We start from the raw sequence: 19,652 nt of genomic DNA, 5'->3' as shown, positions 1-19,652 counted from the left end.
ACGTCGCGCAAGTGGGTACCCCCGAGCCGAATACGTCCCCACTTGCGCGACCAATCGCCCGAGTAGGAACCAGGCCAACGAAGACGACGCGCGCACCAAGCACCCACGGCCGGCGACCAAAAGACAGGCAACCCAAGCACCAGCGACGTGCCCCAAGAAGGCGAGCGGACACGTCTCCAGGCACCCAAGCCAGCACCATCCATCTCGCCAACTTCGCCGCCCCGCCCATGGGCATCGCAGGCGATCACGCCGCCCATCCCCCACACCCAAACCCCACAAAACGAAAACCGCGCCGCCCCACAGGGACGACGCGGTTTCCAGCGAAACAGAGGGTCACTCCACGGTGACGGACTTCGCGAGGTTACGCGGCTGGTCGACATCGAGGCCCTTGGCCGTCGAGAGCTCCAGCGAGAACACCTGCAGCGGCACGATGGCGAGCAGCGGTGCGAGCAGCGGAGCCGACTTCGGGATGCGGATGACCTCGTCGGCGAACGGCACGACAGCCTCGTCGCCCTCTTCGGCGATGACGAGGGTGCGAGCGCCGCGAGCGCGGATCTCCTGGATGTTGGAGACAACCTTGCCGTGCAGACCGTGCGGGGTGTCAGGGCCGGGCACGACGATGAACACGGGCTGGCCGGCGTCGATCAGCGCGATCGGGCCGTGCTTGAGCTCACCGGCGGCGAAGCCTTCGGCGTGGATGTAGGCAAGCTCCTTGAGCTTGAGCGCGCCCTCCATGGCGATCGGGTAGCCGACGTTGCGGCCGAGGAAGAGCACCGAGCGGGTGTCGGCCATGAAGCGGGCGATCTCGCGCACGCGGTCGAGGTGGCCGAGAAGCTCGTCGATCTTGGCCGGCATCTCTTGCAGTTCGGCCATGACCTTCTTCGCGTCGTCGGCGTACGTGCCGCCGCGCAGCTGCGCGAGGTACAGGCCGAGCACGTAGCAGGCGGTGATCTGCGCGAGGAAGGCCTTCGTCGACGCGACGGCGATCTCCGGGCCGGCGTGCGTGTAGAGCACGGCGTCGGACTCACGCGGAATGGTCGCACCGTGCGTGTTGCAGATGCTCAGCGTGTTCGCGCCTAGGTCACGGGCGTGCTTGACGGCCATGAGCGTGTCCATCGTCTCGCCCGACTGCGAGATCGAGACGACGAGCGTGCGCTCGGAAACGATCGGGTCGCAGTAGCGGAACTCGTGCGCGAGCGCGACCTCGACGGGGATGCGCGTCCAGTGCTCGAGGGCGTACTTGGCGACCATGCCGGCGTACGCGGCGGTGCCGCAGGCGACGATGGTGATGCGGTCGATGTTCTTGAGCTCGTCCTCGGAGATGCGGATCTCGTCGAGGGCGAGGCGACCTTCGGAGTCGGTGCGTCCGAGCAGCGTGTCGCGCACGGCGTCGGGCTGGTCGAAGATCTCCTTCTCCATGAAGGTGTCGAAGCCGCCCTTCTCGGCGGACGCGGCGTCCCAGTCGACGTGGAAGGTGTTGCCCTGAGCTGCGGAACCGTCGAAGTTCACGACCTCGACGTTCTGCGGCGTGATGACGACGACCTGGTCCTGGTCGACCTCCATGGCCTCCTTCGTGTAGCCGATGAAGGCGGCGACGTCGGAGCCGAGGAAGTTCTCGCCCTCACCGAGGCCGATGACGAGCGGCGAGTTGCGGCGCGCGGCGACGACCTGGTCGGCGTTGTCGGCGTGCACGGCAAGGAGCGTGAAGGCGCCCTCGAGGCGGTTGACGACCTCGAGCATCGCGGCCTTCAGGTCACCCTTGTACGCCTTCGCGAGCAGGTGCGCGACGACCTCGGTGTCCGTCTCGGACGTGAACTCGACGCCGTCGGCGAGCAGCTCGTTACGCAGGGGGTGGAAGTTCTCGATGATGCCGTTGTGGATGAGGGCGAGCTTGCCGTCCGCGCCACCGCGGTGGGGGTGGGCGTTCGCGTCCGTGGGGCCACCGTGCGTGGCCCAGCGCGTGTGCCCGATGCCGGTCGACGACTCGGGCAGCGGGTTCGCCTCGAGTGCGGCCTGCAGGTTGGCCAGCTTGCCGGCCTTCTTCGCCGTCGAGACGTGGTCACCGGTCACGAGCGCGATGCCGGCCGAGTCGTATCCGCGGTACTCCAGGCGCGCGAGACCCTCCATGACGACGGTCTGGGCGCGCTCGTCGACGCGCGGGCCGACGTATCCAACGATTCCACACATGGGCGACAGCCTACTCGGGGCGTCGGCCCCGGCACGAATACGCGGGAACGCGCGGCGCGGCCCGCCGGGCTGCGTTGTGCCGCACCGGCTCCCCGACACGCCCCGGCTACGGCACAATGACGGGGTGAGTCGCCCGCACCTGCCTCCTCTTCCGAGCCCGTACGTCGAACTGACCCGTGAGGACTGGGCCCGACTGCACGACTCGCGCCCCATCGACCTCACGTCCGACGACGTGCGTCGCCTCTCGGGTCTCGGCGAGCGGATCGACCTCGCGGAGGTCGAGGACGTCTACCTGCCCCTTTCCCGCCTCGTGAACTTTTACGCCGGCGCGACGAAGAGCCTGCACCGCATCACGAGCGACTTCCTCGACGAGCGCCCCGCCAAGACGCCGTTCATCATCGGCGTGGCCGGTTCGGTGGCCGTGGGCAAGTCGACGACGGCGCGCGTTCTGCGCGAACTCCTCGCCCGCTGGCCCGACACCCCGCGCGTCGAACTCCTCACGACAGACGGTTTCCTCTTCCCCAACGCCGAGCTGGAACGCCGCGGCATCATGGATCGCAAGGGCTTTCCCGAGAGCTACGACCGCCGCGCGCTCGTGCGCTTCGTCGCCGAGGTGAAGGGCGGCAAGGCCGAGGTCGAGGCTCCGGTCTACAGCCACCTCGTCTACGACATCGTGCCGGACGAGAAGGTCGTCGTCCGTCAGCCCGACATCCTCATCGTCGAGGGCCTCAACGTTCTCCAGCCGCCGATCCCGACGCCCGGACAACCGTCGCGTTCGACGCTCACGGTCTCCGACTTCTTCGACTTCAGCGTCTTCGTCGATGCCCGCGAGAGCGACATCCGTCAGTGGTACGTCGACCGCTTCCTGCGTCTGCGCAGCACGGCCTTCGCCGACCCGGACTCCTACTTCCACCGCTACGCCGAGCTGAGCGACGAAGAGGCCGTCGACCGTGCCACCGCGATCTGGGAGAGCATCAACCTGCCCAACCTCCTCGCCAACGTCCAGCCGTCAAAGCACCGCGCCACCGCCATTCTGCGCAAGGGCGCCGACCATCACGTCGAGAGCGTCAAACTGCGCAAGCTCTGACACAACCTGGCTCCGGAGCGCCGGCGCCAGGCAACGACGAAGGCCCCGACTCGCGCGAGTCGGGGCCTTCGTCGGGGGATGTCAGCGGCGAACGGCGGAGCGTCCGTCACCGTCGAGGTCGTGTTCGTCGACGAAGTTGCGGTCTCCCTCGGCGAACTCGTCGTCAGATTCGTCTTGCGCGTCGCGCTCGGCCTCGTCGAAGTCGTCATCGAGGTCGTCGAGCGTATCGTAGTCGTCGCGGTCGTCGAACTCGGGGTTCGCGCGCCGGTCGAGGGCCCACAGGCCGATCCAGACCCCGGCGAAGATCGCGGCGACCAAGAGGCCACCGAGCACCGCGCCCCCGAGGCCGAAGAGAATCTGCGAGCCGACGCTCGTACCCGATCCGTCGCTGAACTCGGGCGCAGCACCGGCGCCCGAGCGAGCACCGGCGATGATGGCGAGCACGGTGGCCAGGAACGCGACCACCCAATAGACGACCGCGAATCCCTTGCGGTGGATCAAACGCACAGTGAGCCTTCCTCAACCTCGAGTCGGCGGCGCGTCGTCCCCGTCACGCACCGTCCGGCCACACACCCCCAGGGCGCGCGACGCAGTTCACGGTACAGATTCCATCCCGTCGGATGCTATTTGCCACACCGCCGACTTCGAGCGGCTCACAGGACGTGCATCATCCGGCCGTCAGGAGGCGAGGACGTCCGTGACCAGCGCGGCGATCGGGCTGCGCTCCGAACGTGTCAGCGTCACGTGCGCGAACAGCGAGTGCCCCTTGAGCTTCTCGACGACGGCCGCAACCCCGTCGTGACGGCCGACGCGCAGGTTGTCGCGCTGCGCGACGTCGTGCGTCAGGACGACGCGCGAGTTCTGCCCCATGCGCGACAGGACCGTGAGCAAGACGTTCCGCTCGAGCGATTGAGCCTCGTCGACGATGACGAACGCGTCGTGCAACGAGCGCCCACGAATGTGGGTGAGCGGCAGCACCTCGAGGAGGTCGCGGGCGATGACCTCGTCGAGAACCTCCTTGCTCACGACGGCGCCGAGAGTGTCGAACACGGCCTGCGCCCACGGGCCCATCTTCTCGTTCTCGCTGCCGGGCAGGTAGCCGAGCTCCTGGCCGCCGACGGCGAACAGCGGGCGGAACACGATGATCTTGCGGTGCGCGCGACGCTCCATGACGGCCTCCAGCGCGGCGCACAGCGCGAGCGCGCTCTTACCCGTGCCGGCCTTGCCGCCGAGGCTGACGATGCCGACGTCGAGGTCGCCCAGAACGTCGATGGCGATGCGCTGCTCGGCCGAGCGGCCGTGCAGGCCGAACAGGTCTCGGTCACCGCGCACGAGCTTGAGCACACCGCCGGGCATGACGCGGCCGAGCGCGGACGATGACCCGCCGGCGCTCGTCAGCACGACGCCCGTGTTGAGCGGCAGGTCCTCGATGTCCTCGAGCGCGAGGCGACCGGATTCGAAGAGGCGATCCACGTCGTCGGCACTCACGGTGCGCTCGACGATGCCCGTCCAGCCGGAGTCGGGCACGCCGTCGGCGCGGTACTCGTCGGCGTCGAGCCCCACGGCAGAGGCCTTGATGCGCATCGGCAGGTCCTTGCTCACGACCGTCACATCGTGGCCTTCGGCCGCGAAGTTCGCCGCCACCGCGAGGATGCGCGAGTCGTTGTCGCCGAGGCGGAAGCCGGCAGGCAGCGCCGACGGGTCGGTGTGGTTGAGCTCGACGCGCAGCGTGCCACCGTTGCCGACGGGCACCGGGTGGTCGAGGCGCCCGTGCGTCACGCGCATGTCGTCGAGCAACCGCAGGCACTCGCGGGCGTAGTAGCCGAGTTCGGGGTGGTGGCGCTTGGCCTCCAGTTCGGTGATGACGACGACCGGCAGCACGACGTGATGTTCCTCGAAGCGCAGCACGGCCCGCGGGTCGGAGAGCAACACCGAGGTGTCGAGCACGTACGTCTTCGTCGCCGTATCGGCCCGTCCGTCGCCGTCACGCGGGGCCGTTTCGGCGTCCTTCGTCGTGATGTCGCGCTCGAGAAGGTGGCCATCGAGAAGTTGGCCATCGAGGACGCCCGTGGCGCCCCCGTTCGTGCTGGAGTACGCCAGAGTCATCGTCGATCCTCGGGTCCCTCGTCGGTGCGCCCCGCCGTCGGTAGGGCTGCAAGAGGCGTTCTCGCCCCTCCCTTGCGACGCTAACGACACCGGTGTCGTTCCGGGTGTTCGTCACCCGTCGCAGGGGTGAACCTTGGATGAACCGGGCCGCCGGTCAGCCGCCGAAGCGACGCTCGCGCTCGGCGTAGGCGCGCACCGCGCGCAGGAAGTCGACGCGGCGGAAATCGGGCCAGAAGGCCTCGCAGAAGTAGAACTCCGAATGGGCGCTCTGCCACAGGAGGAACCCGCCGAGGCGCTGCTCGCCGGACGTGCGGATGACGAGGTCGGGGTCGGGCTGGCCCTTCGTGTAGAGGTAGTCGCCGACGTTCTCGATCGTGAGGCGATCGGCGAGCGACTCGAGCGACTCCCCGCGCTCGGCGGCGTCGAGGAGCATCGCGCGGAACGCGTCGACGATCTCCTGTCGTCCGCCGTAGCCGACGGCGATGTTGACGACGAGACCTTCGGCGTCGGACGTCTTCTCGACGGCGGCCTGAAGCCGGGCACGCGTTGCGTCGGGCAGCAGCCCGAGCGCACCGACGAGGTTGAGGCGCCGCCCGGACGCGGCGAGACCGTCGACGACGTCCTCGATGATCTCGAGCAGCGGCTTGAGTTCGACCTCGCTGCGCTTGAGGTTGTCGGTCGACAGGAGCCAGAGCGTCACGACCTCGATGCCGAGTTCGTCGCACCACGTGAGCAACGGCTCGATGTTGTCCGCACCGGCGCGATGGCCGTGCTCGGTGTTCTCGCCACGCAGTTTCGCCCACCGACGGTTGCCGTCGAGCATGAGTCCGACGTGACGCGGGAGGCGCTCACCGGGAAGCCCCTTGACGAGCTGACGTTCGTAGGCGGTGTAGAGCACGTCACCGGGACCGCGCACCGGGCTCACCTCCGTTGACTCGTCATGGCTGCAATCGGGTCGAACATACCAACGTTTGACGGGTGTTCCCCGCGCGTCGGTTCCATGCGGGCGGGGAAACCCACGCGACGAACGCAGGCGTCAGTGGCGCGCGCTACCGATGGGGTCGTCGTCCTCCGGCGGCACGGGGCTCTCCTCGGAACGCGCCCCCGCCGTCCGCGTGTTCTCGGGCACCTGCTCGCGCTGTTGGAACGTCATCTTCCGCAGGTGCGCATTCATGCTGCGGAAGAGGAACCAGCAGGCCAGGGCCAGGCCGAACAGGACGAGGAAGCCCCAGATCCCTGCGGTGACCTCGACGCTCTCGTTGCCGCCCATCAGCTTTCCTTCCGCTCTACGACATCGTCCACGACCATCTTCGCAGGTGGGGTTGCGGTGGCCATCGCGTCGGCCTCCTCAGGGGTGCCGAGCCCGGCGAACAGGTCGTTCTCGTCCTCGGCCACGGGCACGGCCGACAGGGCGATGTCCCAGTCCTCCATCGGCCATGCCGTTGCCTGCTCGTCTGCGCTGAGCGCGAAGAACTGACCGTCGGGGTCGATCTGCGTGGCGTGCGCGAGCAGTGCCTTGGTGCGCACGTCGAACCACTTCGAGGCGTCGACGCGCGTCGTGATGCGGCCCTCGGGGCGGTCGGCGCGGCGCTCCAACCACGCGGGGTACGGCGACTCGCGCCCCGCCGTGACGAGCACGTCGTGGTAGGCCTCGAGTTTGGCGCGGGAGAACGTTCGGTCGTAGTAGACCTTGAGCGGCTGCCACGGCTCTCCCGCGTGCGGGTACGCCTCCGGGTCACCAGCGGCACGCACGGCCGAGATCGTGACGAGGTGGGTCATGATGTGGTCGGGGTGCGGGTAGCCGCCGTTCTCGTCGTACGTCGTGACGACGTGCGGGCGGAACTCACGGATGACGCGCACGAGCGCCTCGGTCGTCACGTCGAGCGGCTCGAGAGCGAAGCATCCGGGCGGAAGCGGCGGCAGCGGGTCGCCCTCGGGCAGACCGGAGTCGACGAAGCCGAGCCACGTGTGCTCGTACCCGACGACGTCGCGTGAGGCCGCCATCTCCTGGCGACGCAGGTCGACGAGGTCGCTCTTGACCCGCGGGTCGTCGGCCAGGCGCGGGTTGAGCACGTCGCCGCGCTCCCCCCCGGTGCAGGTGACGACGTGGACGCGGTTTCCCTCGGCCAGGTAGCGCGCCATCGTCGCCGAGCCCTTGCTCGCCTCGTCGTCCGGGTGAGCGTGCACCGCCATGAGGCGGAATCCGCTGGTCACGTCGTACCTCGTATCGTGTGGGTGACATCTGAGCTCGCCTGCCCCGGCCAACCTGCCGGGACGGAGCGTGCGTCGCCCATTGTTGCAAAGGAGCAGCGGTGTCCCCTACACGCCCACGGGCCGAACAACGCAAGTGGTGGATCATCGGGATCGTCGGTGTGATCCTCATGTCCGCTCTCGCGGCCTGGTTCGGCATCAGTTCCTCGTCGAACACGGTGAGGGCCAATCAGGCCGGGTTCAAGGTCATCTCCGACGACCGCATCGAGGTGCGTTGGGACGTCATCCCGAGCGAACGCAACCGTGCCATCACGTGCACGATCATTGCGCTCAACGACAAGCGCGACGTGCTGGGTACCAAGCAGGTGGAGCTCAAGCCCAGCCCCTACCGCTCGACGCGATACTCCGACGTCCTGCGCACCACGTCGCGCGCCGTCTCGGGAACGGTCAAGGAGTGCCACTACACGGGGGAACGCCCGCCGGCGCAGTGACGTTCGCGCCGCCGCCACGCGGATGCGCCATCTCGTGCCACGCGGCGGGCGGTGTTAAAATGGTGGTTTGATCCCGGGCCGAGACGCGCGCCGCAGTACGCGGTAGCCGCCGTCTCGGCCTTCATTTCACGCCGCGCCGAGCGCGCGTGGAACCTGATGCACACAGCAAGGAGTACACCGTGAGCGAGACCACCACGTCGTCGAGCTTCCTCACGCAGGACGCGTTCGATCGTCTGTCGGCCGAGCTCGAGCACCTTTCGGGCCCGGGCCGCTCCGAGATCGCCAAGCGCATCGAGGCTGCCCGCGAAGAGGGCGACCTCAAGGAGAACGGCGGCTACCACGCGGCGAAGGAGGAGCAGGGCAAGATGGAGGCCCGCATCCGCCAGCTCGAGTCGCTGCTGCGCAACGCCACCGTGGGTGAGGCTCCCGCCGACGACGGCATCGTCGAGCCGGGCATGGTCGTCACGGTCGAGATGTTCGGTGACAAGGAGACGTTCCTCCTCGGCAGCCGCGAGATCGCCGGCGACGCCGCCGACATCGACGTCTACAGCGAGCAGTCGCCCATGGGCGCTGCGATCAACGGCAAGAAGAAGGGTGACGAGGTCACCTACGACGCGCCGAACGGCAAGTCGATCGCCGTCAAGATCATCGACGCGAAGCCGTACGCCGGCTGACACTGCGTCACCGCAACGAAGGAGGCGAGCACCCGTTCGGGGTGCTCGCCTCCTTCGTCGTCTTGGCGGTACTGCTGCCTACTTCGCCACGGCCCGCGCGTAGATGCGGGTAGCGAGTGGCACGAAGATTGCGAGAACCACGAGTACCCAGGCCAGCGTGTAGATCTCTGCGTGCTGCAGCGCCCACGTGTACTCGATCTTCTCGCGCATGGCCGGCGAGTCACCGCCCATGGCGCCGAGGTTGCCGAAGCGTTCACGGGCGGCGTGCGTGATGGTGGAGACCGGGTTCCAGCCAGCGAACCACTTGAGTGCGCTCGGCATGTTTTCAGCCGGCACGAACGTGTTGGCGATGAAGGTGAGCGGGAAGATCACCATGAACGCGGCGTTGTTGACGATCTCCGGCGCCTTCACCTTGAGGCCGATGCACGCCATGATCCACGAGATCGCGTAGCTGAACAGGAGCATGAGCGCGTAGGCGATGAGCGCGTCGAGCACGCTTCCGCGGATGCGCCACCCGATGACGAGGCCCGTCAGGGACATGACGACGAGCACGATGACGTTGTTGACCACGTCGCTCAGGGTGCGCCCCACGAGCACCGACGACGGGTGCATCGGCAGCGTCCGGAAGCGGTCGATGACGCCCTTCTGCATGTCGTCGGCGAGGCCGGCACCGGTGATCGTGGCGCCGAAGACGATGGTCTGGGCGAAGATACCGGCCATCATGAACTCGCGGTAGCCGCCGGCGTTCGGTCCGGCGAGCGAACCGAAGACGTAACCGAAGAGCAACACGAACATGATCGGCTGCATCGTCGAGAACACGAGCAGGTCGGGAACCCGCTTGATCTTGATGAGGTTGCGACGCATGACGGTGAGCGCGTCGGACACGAGGTGACCCATCAGTGCGCACCCCCTTCGCTCGCGTCGTCGGCTTCGTCCTCGGACTCCGCGACCGAGTGGCCGGTGAGCGAGAGGAAGGCGTCGTCGAGGGTGGGGCGACGCACGGCGATGTCGGCCACCTCGATGCCGGCCTCGTCGAGGTCGCGCACGAGTGCGACGAGGGCGCGAGTGCCGGATTCGACCGGTACGACGAGCTCGCGGCCGCCTTCCGGAGCGGCCACCTCACCGGAGCCGTGACGCGCCATGAACTCGCGGGTGCGGGCGACGTCGCCCTTCTCGCGAAGGTGCACTTCGAGGCGCTCTCCCCCGACCTCGTTCTTGAGGTCGTCGGCCGTTCCGCGCGCGATGACGTGCCCGCCGTCGACGACGACGATCGAGTCCGCGAGACGGTCGGCTTCCTCGAGGTACTGGGTCGTCAGGAGCAGGCTCGTGCCGCCGGAGACGAGTTCCTCGATGACCTCCCACATCTCGCCGCGACTGCGCGGGTCGAGGCCGGTCGTCGGCTCGTCGAGGAAGATGACCGGCGGGCGGGCGACGAGCGCTCCGGCGAGGTCGAGGCGGCGGCGCATGCCGCCCGAGTACGTCTTGGCCGGGCGGTTGGCCGCGTCCTCCAGGCGGAATTGGGCGAGCAACTCCTTGGCCCGGGTCTTCGACGCCTTCCCACCGAGGTGGTAGAGGCGGCCGATCATGTCGAGGTTCTCGAAGCCGGTGAGGTATTCGTCGACGGCCGCGTACTGGCCGGAGACGCCGATGCGGCGACGCACTTCGTCGGCCTGCTTCACGACGTCGGCTCCGGCAACACGCGCATGGCCGCCGTCGGGGCGGATGAGCGTCGTGAGCATGCGCACGGTTGTCGTCTTACCGGCACCGTTCGGGCCAAGGACACCGAGCACGGTGCCCTCGGGAACCGTGAGGCTGACATCGGCCACCGCTACGGACTGGCCGAACTTCTTGACGAGGCCCTCGGCCTCCACCGCGTGAGGCACGGGTGTCTCCGTTCGTCGAGGCGCCCGGGATACGAGCGCCTGCCCCATGGTCTCAGGGCATCGAGCCTTCTGGCCAACCCTTTTGGGTGAACGGGCATCCAGTTCGACGTCAGACGCTGCCCGAACTCAACTGTGCGACAACACTGACGGCGAGGAACGCCGCGATGACCACACAGATCCAGCCCCAGACCCATGCGGCCTGGTCGGGCTTGGGGCCACGAAGCTCCGAGCGAGGCCCGTTCAGGCCGAGGTACGGCGCGATGTCGCCTGGCACCTCGGGTCGTTCCTGGTCGAACGGGCCGCCGTGCGTGCGCGCCCACCACTCCTCCGCGCGGGTGAGCGCAGCGTCGCGCACGGCCCACTCGCGCCGTGCGACCGCTGAACGGTGCAGCAGTCGCACGGCGAGAAAGAGGGCCATCGCCAGGAGGACGAGGCGGATGACGACGCCGGTCATCGCGTGCTGTCGAGCGCCTGACGCAGGTCGGCGACGAGGTCGTCCGCGTCTTCGATGCCGACGGACAGGCGGATGAGGGCCGGAGGCACCTCGAGCGCGGTGCCCGCAACGCTCGCGTGCGTCATCTTGCCCGGGTGCTCGATGAGCGACTCGACACCGCCGAGGCTTTCGCCGAGGGTGAAGATCTTCGTCGCGTCGCACACCTCGAGCGCACGCTCCATGCCGCCGGCGACCTCGAAGCTCACCATGCCGCCGAAACGCTTCATCTGCTTCGCGGCGACCTCGTGGCCGGGGTGCTCGGCCAGGCCCGGGTAATAGATCTTCGTGACGTCGTCGCGTGCCGAGAGGAACTCGACGACCTTCTCCGCGTTGTCGCAGTGGCGCTCCATGCGCACCGAGAGCGTCTTGAGGCCACGCAGTGTGAGCCAGGCGTCGAACGGGCCGGCGATGGCGCCGAGCGCGTTCTGGTTGAAGCGGATCATGGCCGCCACCTCGGCGTACTCCTCGACCGCGACGTTGTCACCGACGACGACGGCGCCGCCGACAACGTCGGAGTGGCCACCGGCGTACTTCGTCGTCGAGTGGACGACGATGTCGGCGCCGAGGGCGAGCGGCTGCTGGAGGTAGCTCGAGGCGAAGGTGTTGTCGACGACGAGCAGCGCACCACGCTCGTGCGCGACGGCGGCGATGGCTGTGATGTCGGCGATGCCGAGGAGCGGGTTGGTGGGCGTCTCGACCCAGACGAGCTTCGTCTTGTCCGTCATCGCGGCGGCGACGGCCTGAGGGTCGGCGATGGGAGCGGTGGAGTAGTCGACGCCCCAGTGCTGCGTCACCTTGTCGACGAGGCGGAACGTGCCGCCGTAGGCGTCGGTGGGGATGACCATGTGGTCGCCGGGGCGCAGAACAGCGCGCAGCACGGCGTCGGAGCCGGCGAGGCCCGAGGCGAACGCGTAGCCGTGCGTACCGCCCTCGAGAGCCGCGATGCATTCCTCGAGCGCGGTGCGGGTGGGGTTGGCCGACCGGCTGTACTCGTAGCCCTCACGCAGACCTCCGACACCGTCCTGCTTGTACGTAGAGGTCTGGTAGATCGCGGGGACGACGGCCCCGGTGCGCGGGTCGGGCTCCTGCCCTGCGTGGATGGCGCGGGTGGTGAACCCCAGGGACTCAAGCTCGTTCTCGTGCGTCATGATCGCAAGCCTAGTGGCGTCCTCTGACAACCCGCGAAAGGCACTCCGCGCATAGGCTGACAGCCCCCGATTCGCTTCCCTGAGAGGCCCGACCCATGGCCCGCGTCCTCGTCATCGGTTCGACGAACGTCGACCTCGCCGTGCGCGTTGAACGTCACCCGTCACCGGGTGAAACGCTCAGCGCTCGGACGCTGCACACCTCCCCCGGCGGCAAGGGGGCGAACCAGGCCCTGGCTGCCGCCCTGAGCGGTGCCGACGTCGTCTTCGCTGCGAAGGTGGGGCGCGGCGCCTACGCCGACGAGGCACCGCGCCTCCTGCGCACATCAGGGGTGGACCTCTCCCGCGTTTTGGTTGTCGCCGACCCGACCGGAATGGCGTTCATCACGATCGACGACAGCGGTGAGAACAGCATCGTCATCGTCCCCGGAGCCAACGGTGCCTGGCGGCCGGAGGACGTGGGCACGCTCGCGTCAGCGATTGCCGACGCCGACGCCGTTGTCTGCCAGAGCGAGATCCCCGCGGAGGTGGTCGACGCCGTGGCCGCGGCTTGCCGGGCTGCGTCGACACGGTTCGTCCTCAACCTCGCGCCGGTCATCGACGTGTCCGGCGAGACGCTGACCTCCGCGGACCCGCTCGTCGTCAACCAGCACGAGGCGCGACTCGCTGCCGGCGCACTGGGCATCGCACCTGCCGACGACGACAGCGAACTGGTCCGCGCCGTGGTGGCCGCCGACGTTCCGTCCATCGTCCTGACCCGCGGAGCCGACTCGACGCTCCTGGCCACCCCCGACCGCGTCGACGAGATTGCCTCCTGCCCTGTCGGCGTCGTCGACACCACCGGGGCCGGCGACGCGTTCGTCGGATCACTCGTCGCGAAGCTCGCAGACGGTGCCGACACGCGTGACGCTGCCGCTACGCAGCCGCCTTCGCGGCCGACACCGTCACACGCGCCGGAGCGCAGGAGTCCTACCGACGAGGCTGAGCGCCCTCACCGGGGACAACGACGGTGGCCGCCCCGAGGAGGGACGGCCACCGTCGAACGCTCCGGCGTTCAGGAGGAAACGCTCAGGCGTCGAGCGCCCGGTCGAGCTCCTTGTAGTCGATTCCGGCAGGTGCTTTGGCGACGACCGTCTGCAGCATGCCGAGTCGTGCAGCCTTGAGCTTCTCGTCGTCAGCCATGACGAGCACCTCGTCGAAGAACGTGTTCAGCTTGTCGGTGAGACCGCTTGCCGCAGCGAACCATTCGGTGAGCGAACCGCGGGAGTTGTCGGCCAGGTCGGCCACGAGCGGAGCGACAACCCTCTCGGCGTCGTCGGTGAGAACCGACGCGTCGAAGGAGGCCTCGGTGCCCTCGGGAACGATGCGCGTGATGCGCTGCGTCACCTGCACGAGAGCCGCGAACGCCTCGTCTCCCGAGAGCGTCTGGATGTCGGCGAGGTAGGCCTCCGCCGCACCCGGCGTGCCGGCCGACGGAGCCACCGCTGCAACGAGCGGCGCGGAGACTCCCTCGTCACGCAGCTGCTGGCCGAAGCGGCCCTCGACGAACTCGGCTGCCGATGCGAGCGCTTCGTCGGAGACCTCGACGCCCTGCTCGCGCAGGCGCGCCGCTGCGGCCTCGAGCCCGGAAGCCACGCTCACGGTGGCCACCGTCGGCACGCCGCGCAGGATCGAGACGACACCGAGCGCGGCGCGACGTAGCGCGAAGGGGTCGGACGAACCGGTCGGCTTCGCGCCGATGGCGAACATCGCAGTGAGCAGGTCGAAGCGGTCGGCGAGGGCGAGCAGTGCACCCGGCGTCGAGACCGGCAGCGAGTCACCGGCCGAACGGGGCTTCTCCATCTCGAAGAGTGCCTCCGCGACGGCCGGGGTCTCCCCTGCCTTGAGCGCGTACTCGCGCGCCATCGTGCCCGCGAGCGACGAGAGTTCGACGACCATCTGCGTCGACAGGTCGAACTTGGCGAGCTCGCCAGCGCGCGTCAGCGTCGTCTTGTCGTCGCCCGACAGCTCCACATGGCCGGCGAGCGCCTGAGCCACGTCGCGGATGCGATCCGCGCGCTGGGCGAAGGAGCCGAGACGGTTCTCGAACGTCAGGGAGTCGATGTTCCGACGGAAGTCGTCGGGGCCCACCTTGAGGTCGGCGTCCCAGAAGAAGGCCGCGTCCTCGTAGCGGGCGCGCAGCACCGACTCGTTGCCGGCGCGCACGACGTCGTCGTCGATCGCCCCGTTGGCCATCGTGACGAAGTACGGCATGAGCTTGCCCGACTCGTCGCGCACCGGCAGGTACCGCTGGTGCTTGCGCATGACGGTGGTGAGGATCTGCTCGGGCAGGTCGAGGTAACGCTCCTCGAAGGTGCCGAGCACGCCGCGCGGCTCCTCGACGAGGTTCGTGATCTCCTCGACGAGACCGGCCTCGCCCTCGATGTCGATCGTGCCGCCCACGGAGCGAGCGAGTTCCAGCGCGCCGTCGACGACGGCCTGGCGCCGCGCGTCGATGGCGAGGAGGAAGCCGGCGCCCTCGAGCGTGCTGACGAGATCGTCGGCCGAGGCGATGCCGACGTGCGGCTGCGCAGCGGTGCGCTGCAGGTACGTGGTGCGACCCGCCGTGAGAAGACCGGCCGTCGCGGGGACGACAGCAGTGCCCCACAGCGCCACGAGCCAACGGATCGGGCGGCTGAACGTGAGTTCGGGGTCGTTCCACTTCATGTTCTTGTCGCTGCGCAGGCCCGCGACGACGTCAGTGACGATCGCGCCGAGCACCTCGAGCACACCGCGACCGGTCTGCGTCTGCTTGACGGCGACGTGCTCCGCACCGTCGAACTCAGCGGTGACGACGTCATCGACGGAGACGCCCTTGCCGCGCGCGAAGCCCTCGAGCGCCTTCGTGGGCTTGCCGTCGGCGTCGTAGGCGGCCGCGACCTTGGGGCCCTTGGCGAGAGTCTCGGCGTCTGGCTCGTGCGCGCTGACGCCGGGCACCGTGACGACGATGCGGCGCGGCGTGCCGACGACGCTCACCTCACCGTGCTCGAGCCGCGTGGTGGCGAGCGCCGTCGTGACGGCGTCCTTGACCGCGGGGAGGGTGGCGTCGACGACGTGCGGCGGCATCTCCTCGACGCCGATCTCGAACGCGAACGTCTGAGCGTCGTCGCCGAGGTCCGCCGCCGACTCGGCCTTCTGGACCGGCTGCGTCACGTTCGGGGCAGTCTCCGCTGCAGCAGCGATCTCGTTGACGCGCGACGTTGCGACGCCCTCCTTGAGCAGCGGGAAGCCGAGCTCCTCGCGGCGTTCGGTCCACAGCGCGCCGGCCTCGCGGGCGAGGCGGCGCATGAGCGAGAACGAACGGGCGCGCTCGGTGGTCGACACAGCGCCACGCGAGTCGAGGATGTTGAACGCGTGCGAGCTCTTGAGCACGTACGTCCACGCCGGCACGGGCAGGCGGGCGTCGATCATGCGCTGCGCTTCGTCCGTGTAGTTCTTGAAGAAGGTGTGCGCGGTCTCGACGTCGGCGTCGTCGAGGTAGTAGCGCGACATCTCGTACTCGTTCTGGGCGAAGACCTCGCCGTAGGAAATGCCCGCGGCGTACGCCATGTCCTTGAAGTGCGTGACGCCCTGGAGCGCCATGAGGATGCGCTCCATGCCGTAGGTGAGTTCGACGGAGATCGGCTCGAGGTTCTGGCCCACGACCTGCTGGAAGTAGGTGAACTGCGTGACCTCCATGCCGTCGAGCCAGACCTCCCAGCCGAGGCCCCACGCGCCGATGGCGGGCTGCTGCCAGTTGTCCTCGACGAAGCGCACGTCGTGCGCGTCGAGGTCGATGCCGAGCGCCTGCAGGGAGCCGAGGTAGAGCTCCTGCGGGTTGCCCGGGTCGGGCTTGAGGATGACCTGGAACTGCGTGTGCGTCTGCAGACGGTTGGGGTTCTCGCCGTAGCGGCTGTCGTCGGGGCGCACGGAGGGTTCGACGTACGCGACGTGCCACGGCTCGGGTCCGAGGACGCGCATGACCGTGGCGGGGTTCATCGTTCCCGCCCCGACCTCGGTGTTGTAGGGCTGGACCACCATGCAACCGCGGTCGGTCCAGTACTTCTGCAACGTCAACAGGGCATCTTGCATCGTCAGTACATCGGTCACACGCCCAAGGTTACCGAGTGCCGCGTGTCACCCGCGCCACCGTTCGTCCACGGGGGCCGGTGCCTTGTCGCTCAGGCGTCGTGTGCAGCGTCACCCGGAGCCAAATCGAGCACCTTCTGCCACTCGACCAACGTCCCCTCTCGCTCGTAGCCGAGTTCACGGTTGATGCGCAGCATGTGCTCGTTGGTCTCGTCGTTCCAGGTGCGTTGCACGGTGACGCCGGGCGCGGCCTGGGGCAGAGCCAAGGACACGGCAGCCTTCACGCGGTAGCCGAGCCGATGGCCCCGGTGGGCTTTCGCGACGAGGGTGTCGTCCTGGTAGGCGATCCACGGTGTTTCCGCGGGCACCGAAACGTGCGTGAACGCGGCCATCTCACCGGTTTCCTCGTGCCAGGCCACGGCCTCGACGACGACGCGCCCGCGACGTTCGTCCTCGTCGAACATCGCGGTGACGCGCTCGGGGATCCAGTTCTCCGGCTCGATGGCGAGGTCGCCGAGAGGTGTGTCGGTCGACATCATTCCGGCGAGGCGCGCCCGTTCCGGCAGCCAGTCTTCGGGAAGCCGACCGACGACGGTCTCGATGCGGTAGCCGTCGTTCATCTCGATGACGCGGCGCATCTCGGCCCCGATGTCGGCGCTCACGGGGAGCCGCTGCCCGTTACGCATGCACGTCTGCGCTTCCGCATAGCCCGCTGCTTCGAAGAAGGCGGCCTCGTCGTTGGCGGCACCGACCGGCGTCTGCGTTTCGATCATGAGCGTGGTGCGCCCGGCCTCTCGGCAGACACGTTCGACCTCGTCGACGAGACGTTGCTTGAGCGCCGTAGCCCGCTCGTCGAGGCAGGCGACGTCGAACCCGGCGAGATGTGGGTTGTCCTGCGTCGGCATCCCGATGGCTGCGGACCCGACGACGTCGCCGTCGTCGTCGATCGCGGCGAGCCAGACCTTCGCGTGGGCGAGGGACTCCCACATCTGTGCGAGTTCGTTCGGCGGGTAGGCAGTCGTGTCGCGCCCCCACTGGCGGCGCCCGGCCGTGACGAAGACGGTCGCCCACTCCTCGAACTGCGGGTGTTCAGGGGTGATCCGTTCGATGCGCACCGTGTTCATGCCAGTCATGGAACGCCAGCAACCGCGCGCCCGACAAGTGAATTTCCGGCGGTACCGGCCCTACGATCGACGGCAGGCCCGGAACCGACGCCACATCACCCTGCGTTTCATGGCCGCACCGATGGATGCCGACGTGCGCGGGCGCGTCGGTGCCGGCCGGATGCTCGAGTGGATCGACAAGTCCGCGTACGCCTGTGCCGCGGCGTGGAGCGGGCACTACTGCGTCACGGCCTACGTCGGCAATGTGCGCTTCACCCGCCCCGTCGAGGTGGGCCACATCGTCGAGGTGCAGTCGCGTGTCGTCCACACCGGACGCACGTCGATGCACATCGTCGCGACCGTTTCGTCCGGCGACCCGCGTCAGGGCGAGCTGCGCGTCAACACACAGTGCCTGCTCATCTTCGTCGCGGTCGACGACGACCGGAAGCCCGCACCTGTCCCGGCGTTCACGCCGCAGGACGAGTGGGAACGCGACCAGCAGGAGCGCGCCGTCACCCTCACCGACGTGCGCACCCGCATCGAAGCCGACATGGTGAAGCAGAGTTACACGGGACGCGACGGAGTCGTGTCGCGAGACGCTGCGCTTCCTCGCGGCACCGACCACCGTCAACTGGGGCGGCAACGTGCACGGCGGCGTCGTCATGGAGTGGATCGACGAGGCGGCAACCCTCGTCGCGGAGCGCTGGAACCAGGGTTCGGCGGTGGCCGTGTACGCGGGCGGTGTGCGCTTCCACCAGCCGTTGCACGTCCGCGACCTCGTCGAGGTGCAGGCGTGGCTCATCCACACCGGCGCGAGTGCGCTCGGGCAACCCGCGCACGGGCGAACTGAACCTCACAACCGAGTGCACGATGGTGCTTGTCGGCCTTGACAACAACGGCCACAAGCGGGCCGTGCCGCCTTGGGTGCCAACGCTTTCCGAGGACGTCGCGCTCGACACGCACGCGCAGACGATGGTCGAGATCCGCGCGAGGCTACTGCGCCCCATCCCACTCGAAGTGCCGCCGCTCGTCGACTGACGCGCGCCGTTCACGCGGTTGCTCCGCGAGTTCGGAATCCTCTCGGACACGCCTGCGTTGAACACAGCGACCCCAGTGAAAGGAACGCCCCATGTGGTTCACCCGTCAGGATTCCGCCCCGGTCGACGTCGCTGCCGTGCACGACGTTCTCGGCACGCCACTGCTCGGCGGGTGGCCGGACAAGACCGAGACGCTGTACGTCGCGATGGGATGTTTCTGGGGTGCGGAGCGCATCTTCTGGCAGATCCCGGGGGTCGTCTCGACGGCCGTCGGCTACATGGGTGGCGACCGTGAGAACCCCTCGTACGAGGACGTCTGCACGGGCACGACGGGCCACACCGAGGCCGTCCAGATCGCGTACGACCCGGAGAAGGTCTCCCCGGCCCAGCTGCTCAAGGCGTTCTGGGAGAACCATGACCCGACGACGGCCAACCGTCAGGGCAATGACATCGGCACGCAGTACCGCTCTGCGGTCTACTGGACGACGCCCGAGCAGGAGACCGCTACGCGTCGCACCGCAGAAGCGTTCCGGGGTGCGCTGACCGACGCGGGCCGCGGCGCCATCACGACGGAGATGAAGCCCGCCGACGAAGCCGGAAAGTTCTGGCCGGCCGAGGGCTACCACCAGCAGTACCTCGCGAAAAATCCAGGCGGGTACTGCAATCACGGCTACAAGGGCGTGACGTGCCCGGTCGGCGTGGCCGACCTCCCCGCGCAGACCGACGTGCTTCCGCCGAGCAAATAAGCGCGAGCTCGGGGGGTACCTCGACCCCGTGGAGTCCACGCTCCGCCCCTAGTGACTCCAGCCCACGGGGAGAGCACGGCATCAGCGCATCTCTCCACTGGGCAGACTTTCCTGCCGTTGGGTCGAGGCGGCGACTACCCAACCGCAGGAAACTCGGCCCAGCGGTGACGCAGAGTGGCCCAGATCACTTGATTTGACGGGCTTCTCGCGGCGCCTCTAATGTAATGCCGGTCAAGAGATCCGATGCAAAGCCCTGGCTGGTCGGACGGCAACCCTCACGAACGTGGCGGGGTGCTCCAGGTGATGACCCGGCCGCGTCAACCGCGCGGCAAGCACGTTCCGCACCAGGAACACATCCCTTTCGAGGGCTTCGTACCGGTGC

The 19,652-nt window shown here is 68.5% G+C and carries 19 protein-coding genes, 1 pseudogene and 1 riboswitch; of the genes and pseudogenes, 8 read left to right on the top strand and 12 right to left on the bottom strand.

Annotated features, from left to right (window positions below; genetic code table 11):
- Positions 1 to 333: 333 nt before the first annotated feature.
- A complete protein-coding gene (gene glmS, locus H7F30_RS07030) occupies positions 334 to 2,187 on the bottom strand; it encodes a glutamine--fructose-6-phosphate transaminase (isomerizing) (protein ID WP_187037618.1) in 1,854 nt (617 codons plus the stop codon).
- A 124-nt stretch (positions 2,188 to 2,311) separates the two neighbouring features.
- Here glmS and coaA point away from each other — a divergent pair, with 124 nt between their 5' ends.
- Entirely contained in the window at positions 2,312 to 3,274 is a 963-nt protein-coding gene (gene coaA, locus H7F30_RS07025) for a type I pantothenate kinase (RefSeq protein ID WP_047311776.1), read from the top strand.
- Between the two features lie 81 nt (positions 3,275 to 3,355).
- Here coaA and H7F30_RS07020 read toward each other — a convergent pair whose 3' ends face one another.
- The 5 genes from H7F30_RS07020 to mca all read right to left on the bottom strand — a co-directional run bounded on the left by H7F30_RS07020 (position 3,356) and on the right by mca (position 7,594).
- Complete coding sequence (locus H7F30_RS07020; RefSeq protein ID WP_118913299.1) at positions 3,356 to 3,781, bottom strand: hypothetical protein; 426 nt, start codon at positions 3,779 to 3,781, stop codon at positions 3,356 to 3,358.
- 171 nt (positions 3,782 to 3,952) lie between these two features.
- Positions 3,953 to 5,380 (bottom strand): PhoH family protein, encoded by a 1,428-nt coding sequence (locus tag H7F30_RS07015; RefSeq protein WP_187037614.1) that lies wholly within the window; start codon positions 5,378 to 5,380, stop codon positions 3,953 to 3,955.
- A gap of 154 nt (positions 5,381 to 5,534) precedes the next feature.
- Positions 5,535 to 6,296 carry an isoprenyl transferase gene (locus tag H7F30_RS07010; RefSeq protein WP_187037612.1) on the bottom strand — a complete coding sequence of 254 codons (762 nt, stop codon included), beginning with the start codon at positions 6,294 to 6,296 and terminating at the stop codon, positions 5,535 to 5,537.
- A gap of 120 nt (positions 6,297 to 6,416) precedes the next feature.
- Complete coding sequence (locus H7F30_RS07005; protein ID WP_118913297.1) at positions 6,417 to 6,650, bottom strand: hypothetical protein; 234 nt, start codon at positions 6,648 to 6,650, stop codon at positions 6,417 to 6,419.
- A complete protein-coding gene (gene mca, locus H7F30_RS07000; RefSeq protein WP_240730254.1) occupies positions 6,650 to 7,594 on the bottom strand; it encodes a mycothiol conjugate amidase Mca in 945 nt (314 codons plus the stop codon). The genes H7F30_RS07005 and mca overlap by 1 nt, the downstream gene beginning before the upstream one ends.
- 98 nt (positions 7,595 to 7,692) lie before the next feature.
- Between mca and H7F30_RS06995 the strand changes: the two genes are divergently transcribed.
- On the top strand, positions 7,693 to 8,082 hold the full coding sequence (locus tag H7F30_RS06995; protein WP_129666906.1) for a DUF4307 domain-containing protein: 390 nt from the start codon (positions 7,693 to 7,695) through the stop codon (positions 8,080 to 8,082).
- 179 nt (positions 8,083 to 8,261) lie between these two features.
- Positions 8,262 to 8,756, top strand: coding sequence for a transcription elongation factor GreA (gene greA, locus H7F30_RS06990; protein ID WP_047311771.1), 495 nt, complete (start codon positions 8,262 to 8,264; stop codon positions 8,754 to 8,756).
- A gap of 78 nt (positions 8,757 to 8,834) precedes the next feature.
- Here the strand turns inward: greA and H7F30_RS06985 are convergent, their stop codons facing one another.
- The 4 genes from H7F30_RS06985 to H7F30_RS06970 all read right to left on the bottom strand — a co-directional run bounded on the left by H7F30_RS06985 (position 8,835) and on the right by H7F30_RS06970 (position 12,280).
- A complete protein-coding gene (locus H7F30_RS06985) occupies positions 8,835 to 9,653 on the bottom strand; it encodes an ABC transporter permease (RefSeq protein ID WP_187037610.1) in 819 nt (272 codons plus the stop codon).
- Entirely contained in the window at positions 9,653 to 10,639 is a 987-nt protein-coding gene (locus H7F30_RS06980; protein ID WP_255464987.1) for an ATP-binding cassette domain-containing protein, read from the bottom strand. Before H7F30_RS06980 ends, H7F30_RS06985 begins: the two co-directional genes overlap by 1 nt.
- 109 nt (positions 10,640 to 10,748) lie before the next feature.
- The gene (locus H7F30_RS06975; protein WP_187037606.1) at positions 10,749 to 11,093 is read right to left on the bottom strand and encodes a hypothetical protein; all 345 of its coding nucleotides are present in this window, start codon (positions 11,091 to 11,093) and stop codon (positions 10,749 to 10,751) included.
- On the bottom strand, positions 11,090 to 12,280 hold the full coding sequence (locus tag H7F30_RS06970; RefSeq protein ID WP_129666899.1) for a cystathionine gamma-synthase: 1,191 nt from the start codon (positions 12,278 to 12,280) through the stop codon (positions 11,090 to 11,092). Before H7F30_RS06970 ends, H7F30_RS06975 begins: the two co-directional genes overlap by 4 nt.
- Positions 12,281 to 12,375: 95 nt before the next feature.
- Here H7F30_RS06970 and H7F30_RS06965 point away from each other — a divergent pair, with 95 nt between their 5' ends.
- Entirely contained in the window at positions 12,376 to 13,440 is a 1,065-nt protein-coding gene (locus H7F30_RS06965; protein WP_222617866.1) for a ribokinase, read from the top strand.
- Here H7F30_RS06965 and H7F30_RS06960 read toward each other — a convergent pair.
- Both H7F30_RS06960 and H7F30_RS06955 read right to left on the bottom strand, forming a co-directional pair.
- Positions 13,346 to 16,405, bottom strand: coding sequence for a glycine--tRNA ligase (locus H7F30_RS06960; protein WP_370563122.1), 3,060 nt, complete (start codon positions 16,403 to 16,405; stop codon positions 13,346 to 13,348). The genes H7F30_RS06965 and H7F30_RS06960 overlap by 95 nt on opposite strands.
- Before the next feature lie 71 nt (positions 16,406 to 16,476).
- A complete protein-coding gene (locus H7F30_RS06955) occupies positions 16,477 to 17,508 on the bottom strand; it encodes a GNAT family N-acetyltransferase (RefSeq protein WP_187037603.1) in 1,032 nt (343 codons plus the stop codon).
- On the opposite strand from H7F30_RS06955, the pseudogene H7F30_RS15130 reads away from it, so the two are divergent.
- The 4 genes and pseudogenes from H7F30_RS15130 to msrA form a co-directional block, all read left to right on the top strand.
- Positions 17,492 to 17,896 (top strand): annotated as a pseudogene (locus tag H7F30_RS15130) (acyl-CoA thioesterase); the annotation flags it as partial. The gene H7F30_RS06955 and the pseudogene H7F30_RS15130 overlap by 17 nt on opposite strands.
- Positions 17,897 to 18,149: 253 nt before the next feature.
- The gene (locus H7F30_RS15125) at positions 18,150 to 18,377 is read left to right on the top strand and encodes a hotdog domain-containing protein (RefSeq protein WP_322613497.1); all 228 of its coding nucleotides are present in this window, start codon (positions 18,150 to 18,152) and stop codon (positions 18,375 to 18,377) included.
- Entirely contained in the window at positions 18,358 to 18,525 is a 168-nt protein-coding gene (locus tag H7F30_RS15120) for a hypothetical protein (RefSeq protein WP_322613496.1), read from the top strand. Before H7F30_RS15125 ends, H7F30_RS15120 begins: the two co-directional genes overlap by 20 nt.
- Before the next feature lie 91 nt (positions 18,526 to 18,616).
- Positions 18,617 to 19,270, top strand: a complete 654-nt coding sequence (gene msrA / locus H7F30_RS06945; RefSeq protein WP_187037602.1) for a peptide-methionine (S)-S-oxide reductase MsrA — start codon at positions 18,617 to 18,619, stop codon at positions 19,268 to 19,270.
- 229 nt (positions 19,271 to 19,499) lie between these two features.
- Positions 19,500 to 19,611, top strand: a riboswitch (SAM riboswitch).
- Positions 19,612 to 19,652: the final 41 nt, after the last annotated feature.

This window comes from Dermacoccus sp. PAMC28757 (assembly GCF_014302635.1).
GTDB lineage: Bacteria > Actinomycetota > Actinomycetes > Actinomycetales > Dermatophilaceae > Dermacoccus > Dermacoccus abyssi.
The sequence above is the reverse complement of the archived record's forward strand: the minus strand, read 5'-3'. Positions and strand labels throughout refer to the sequence as shown.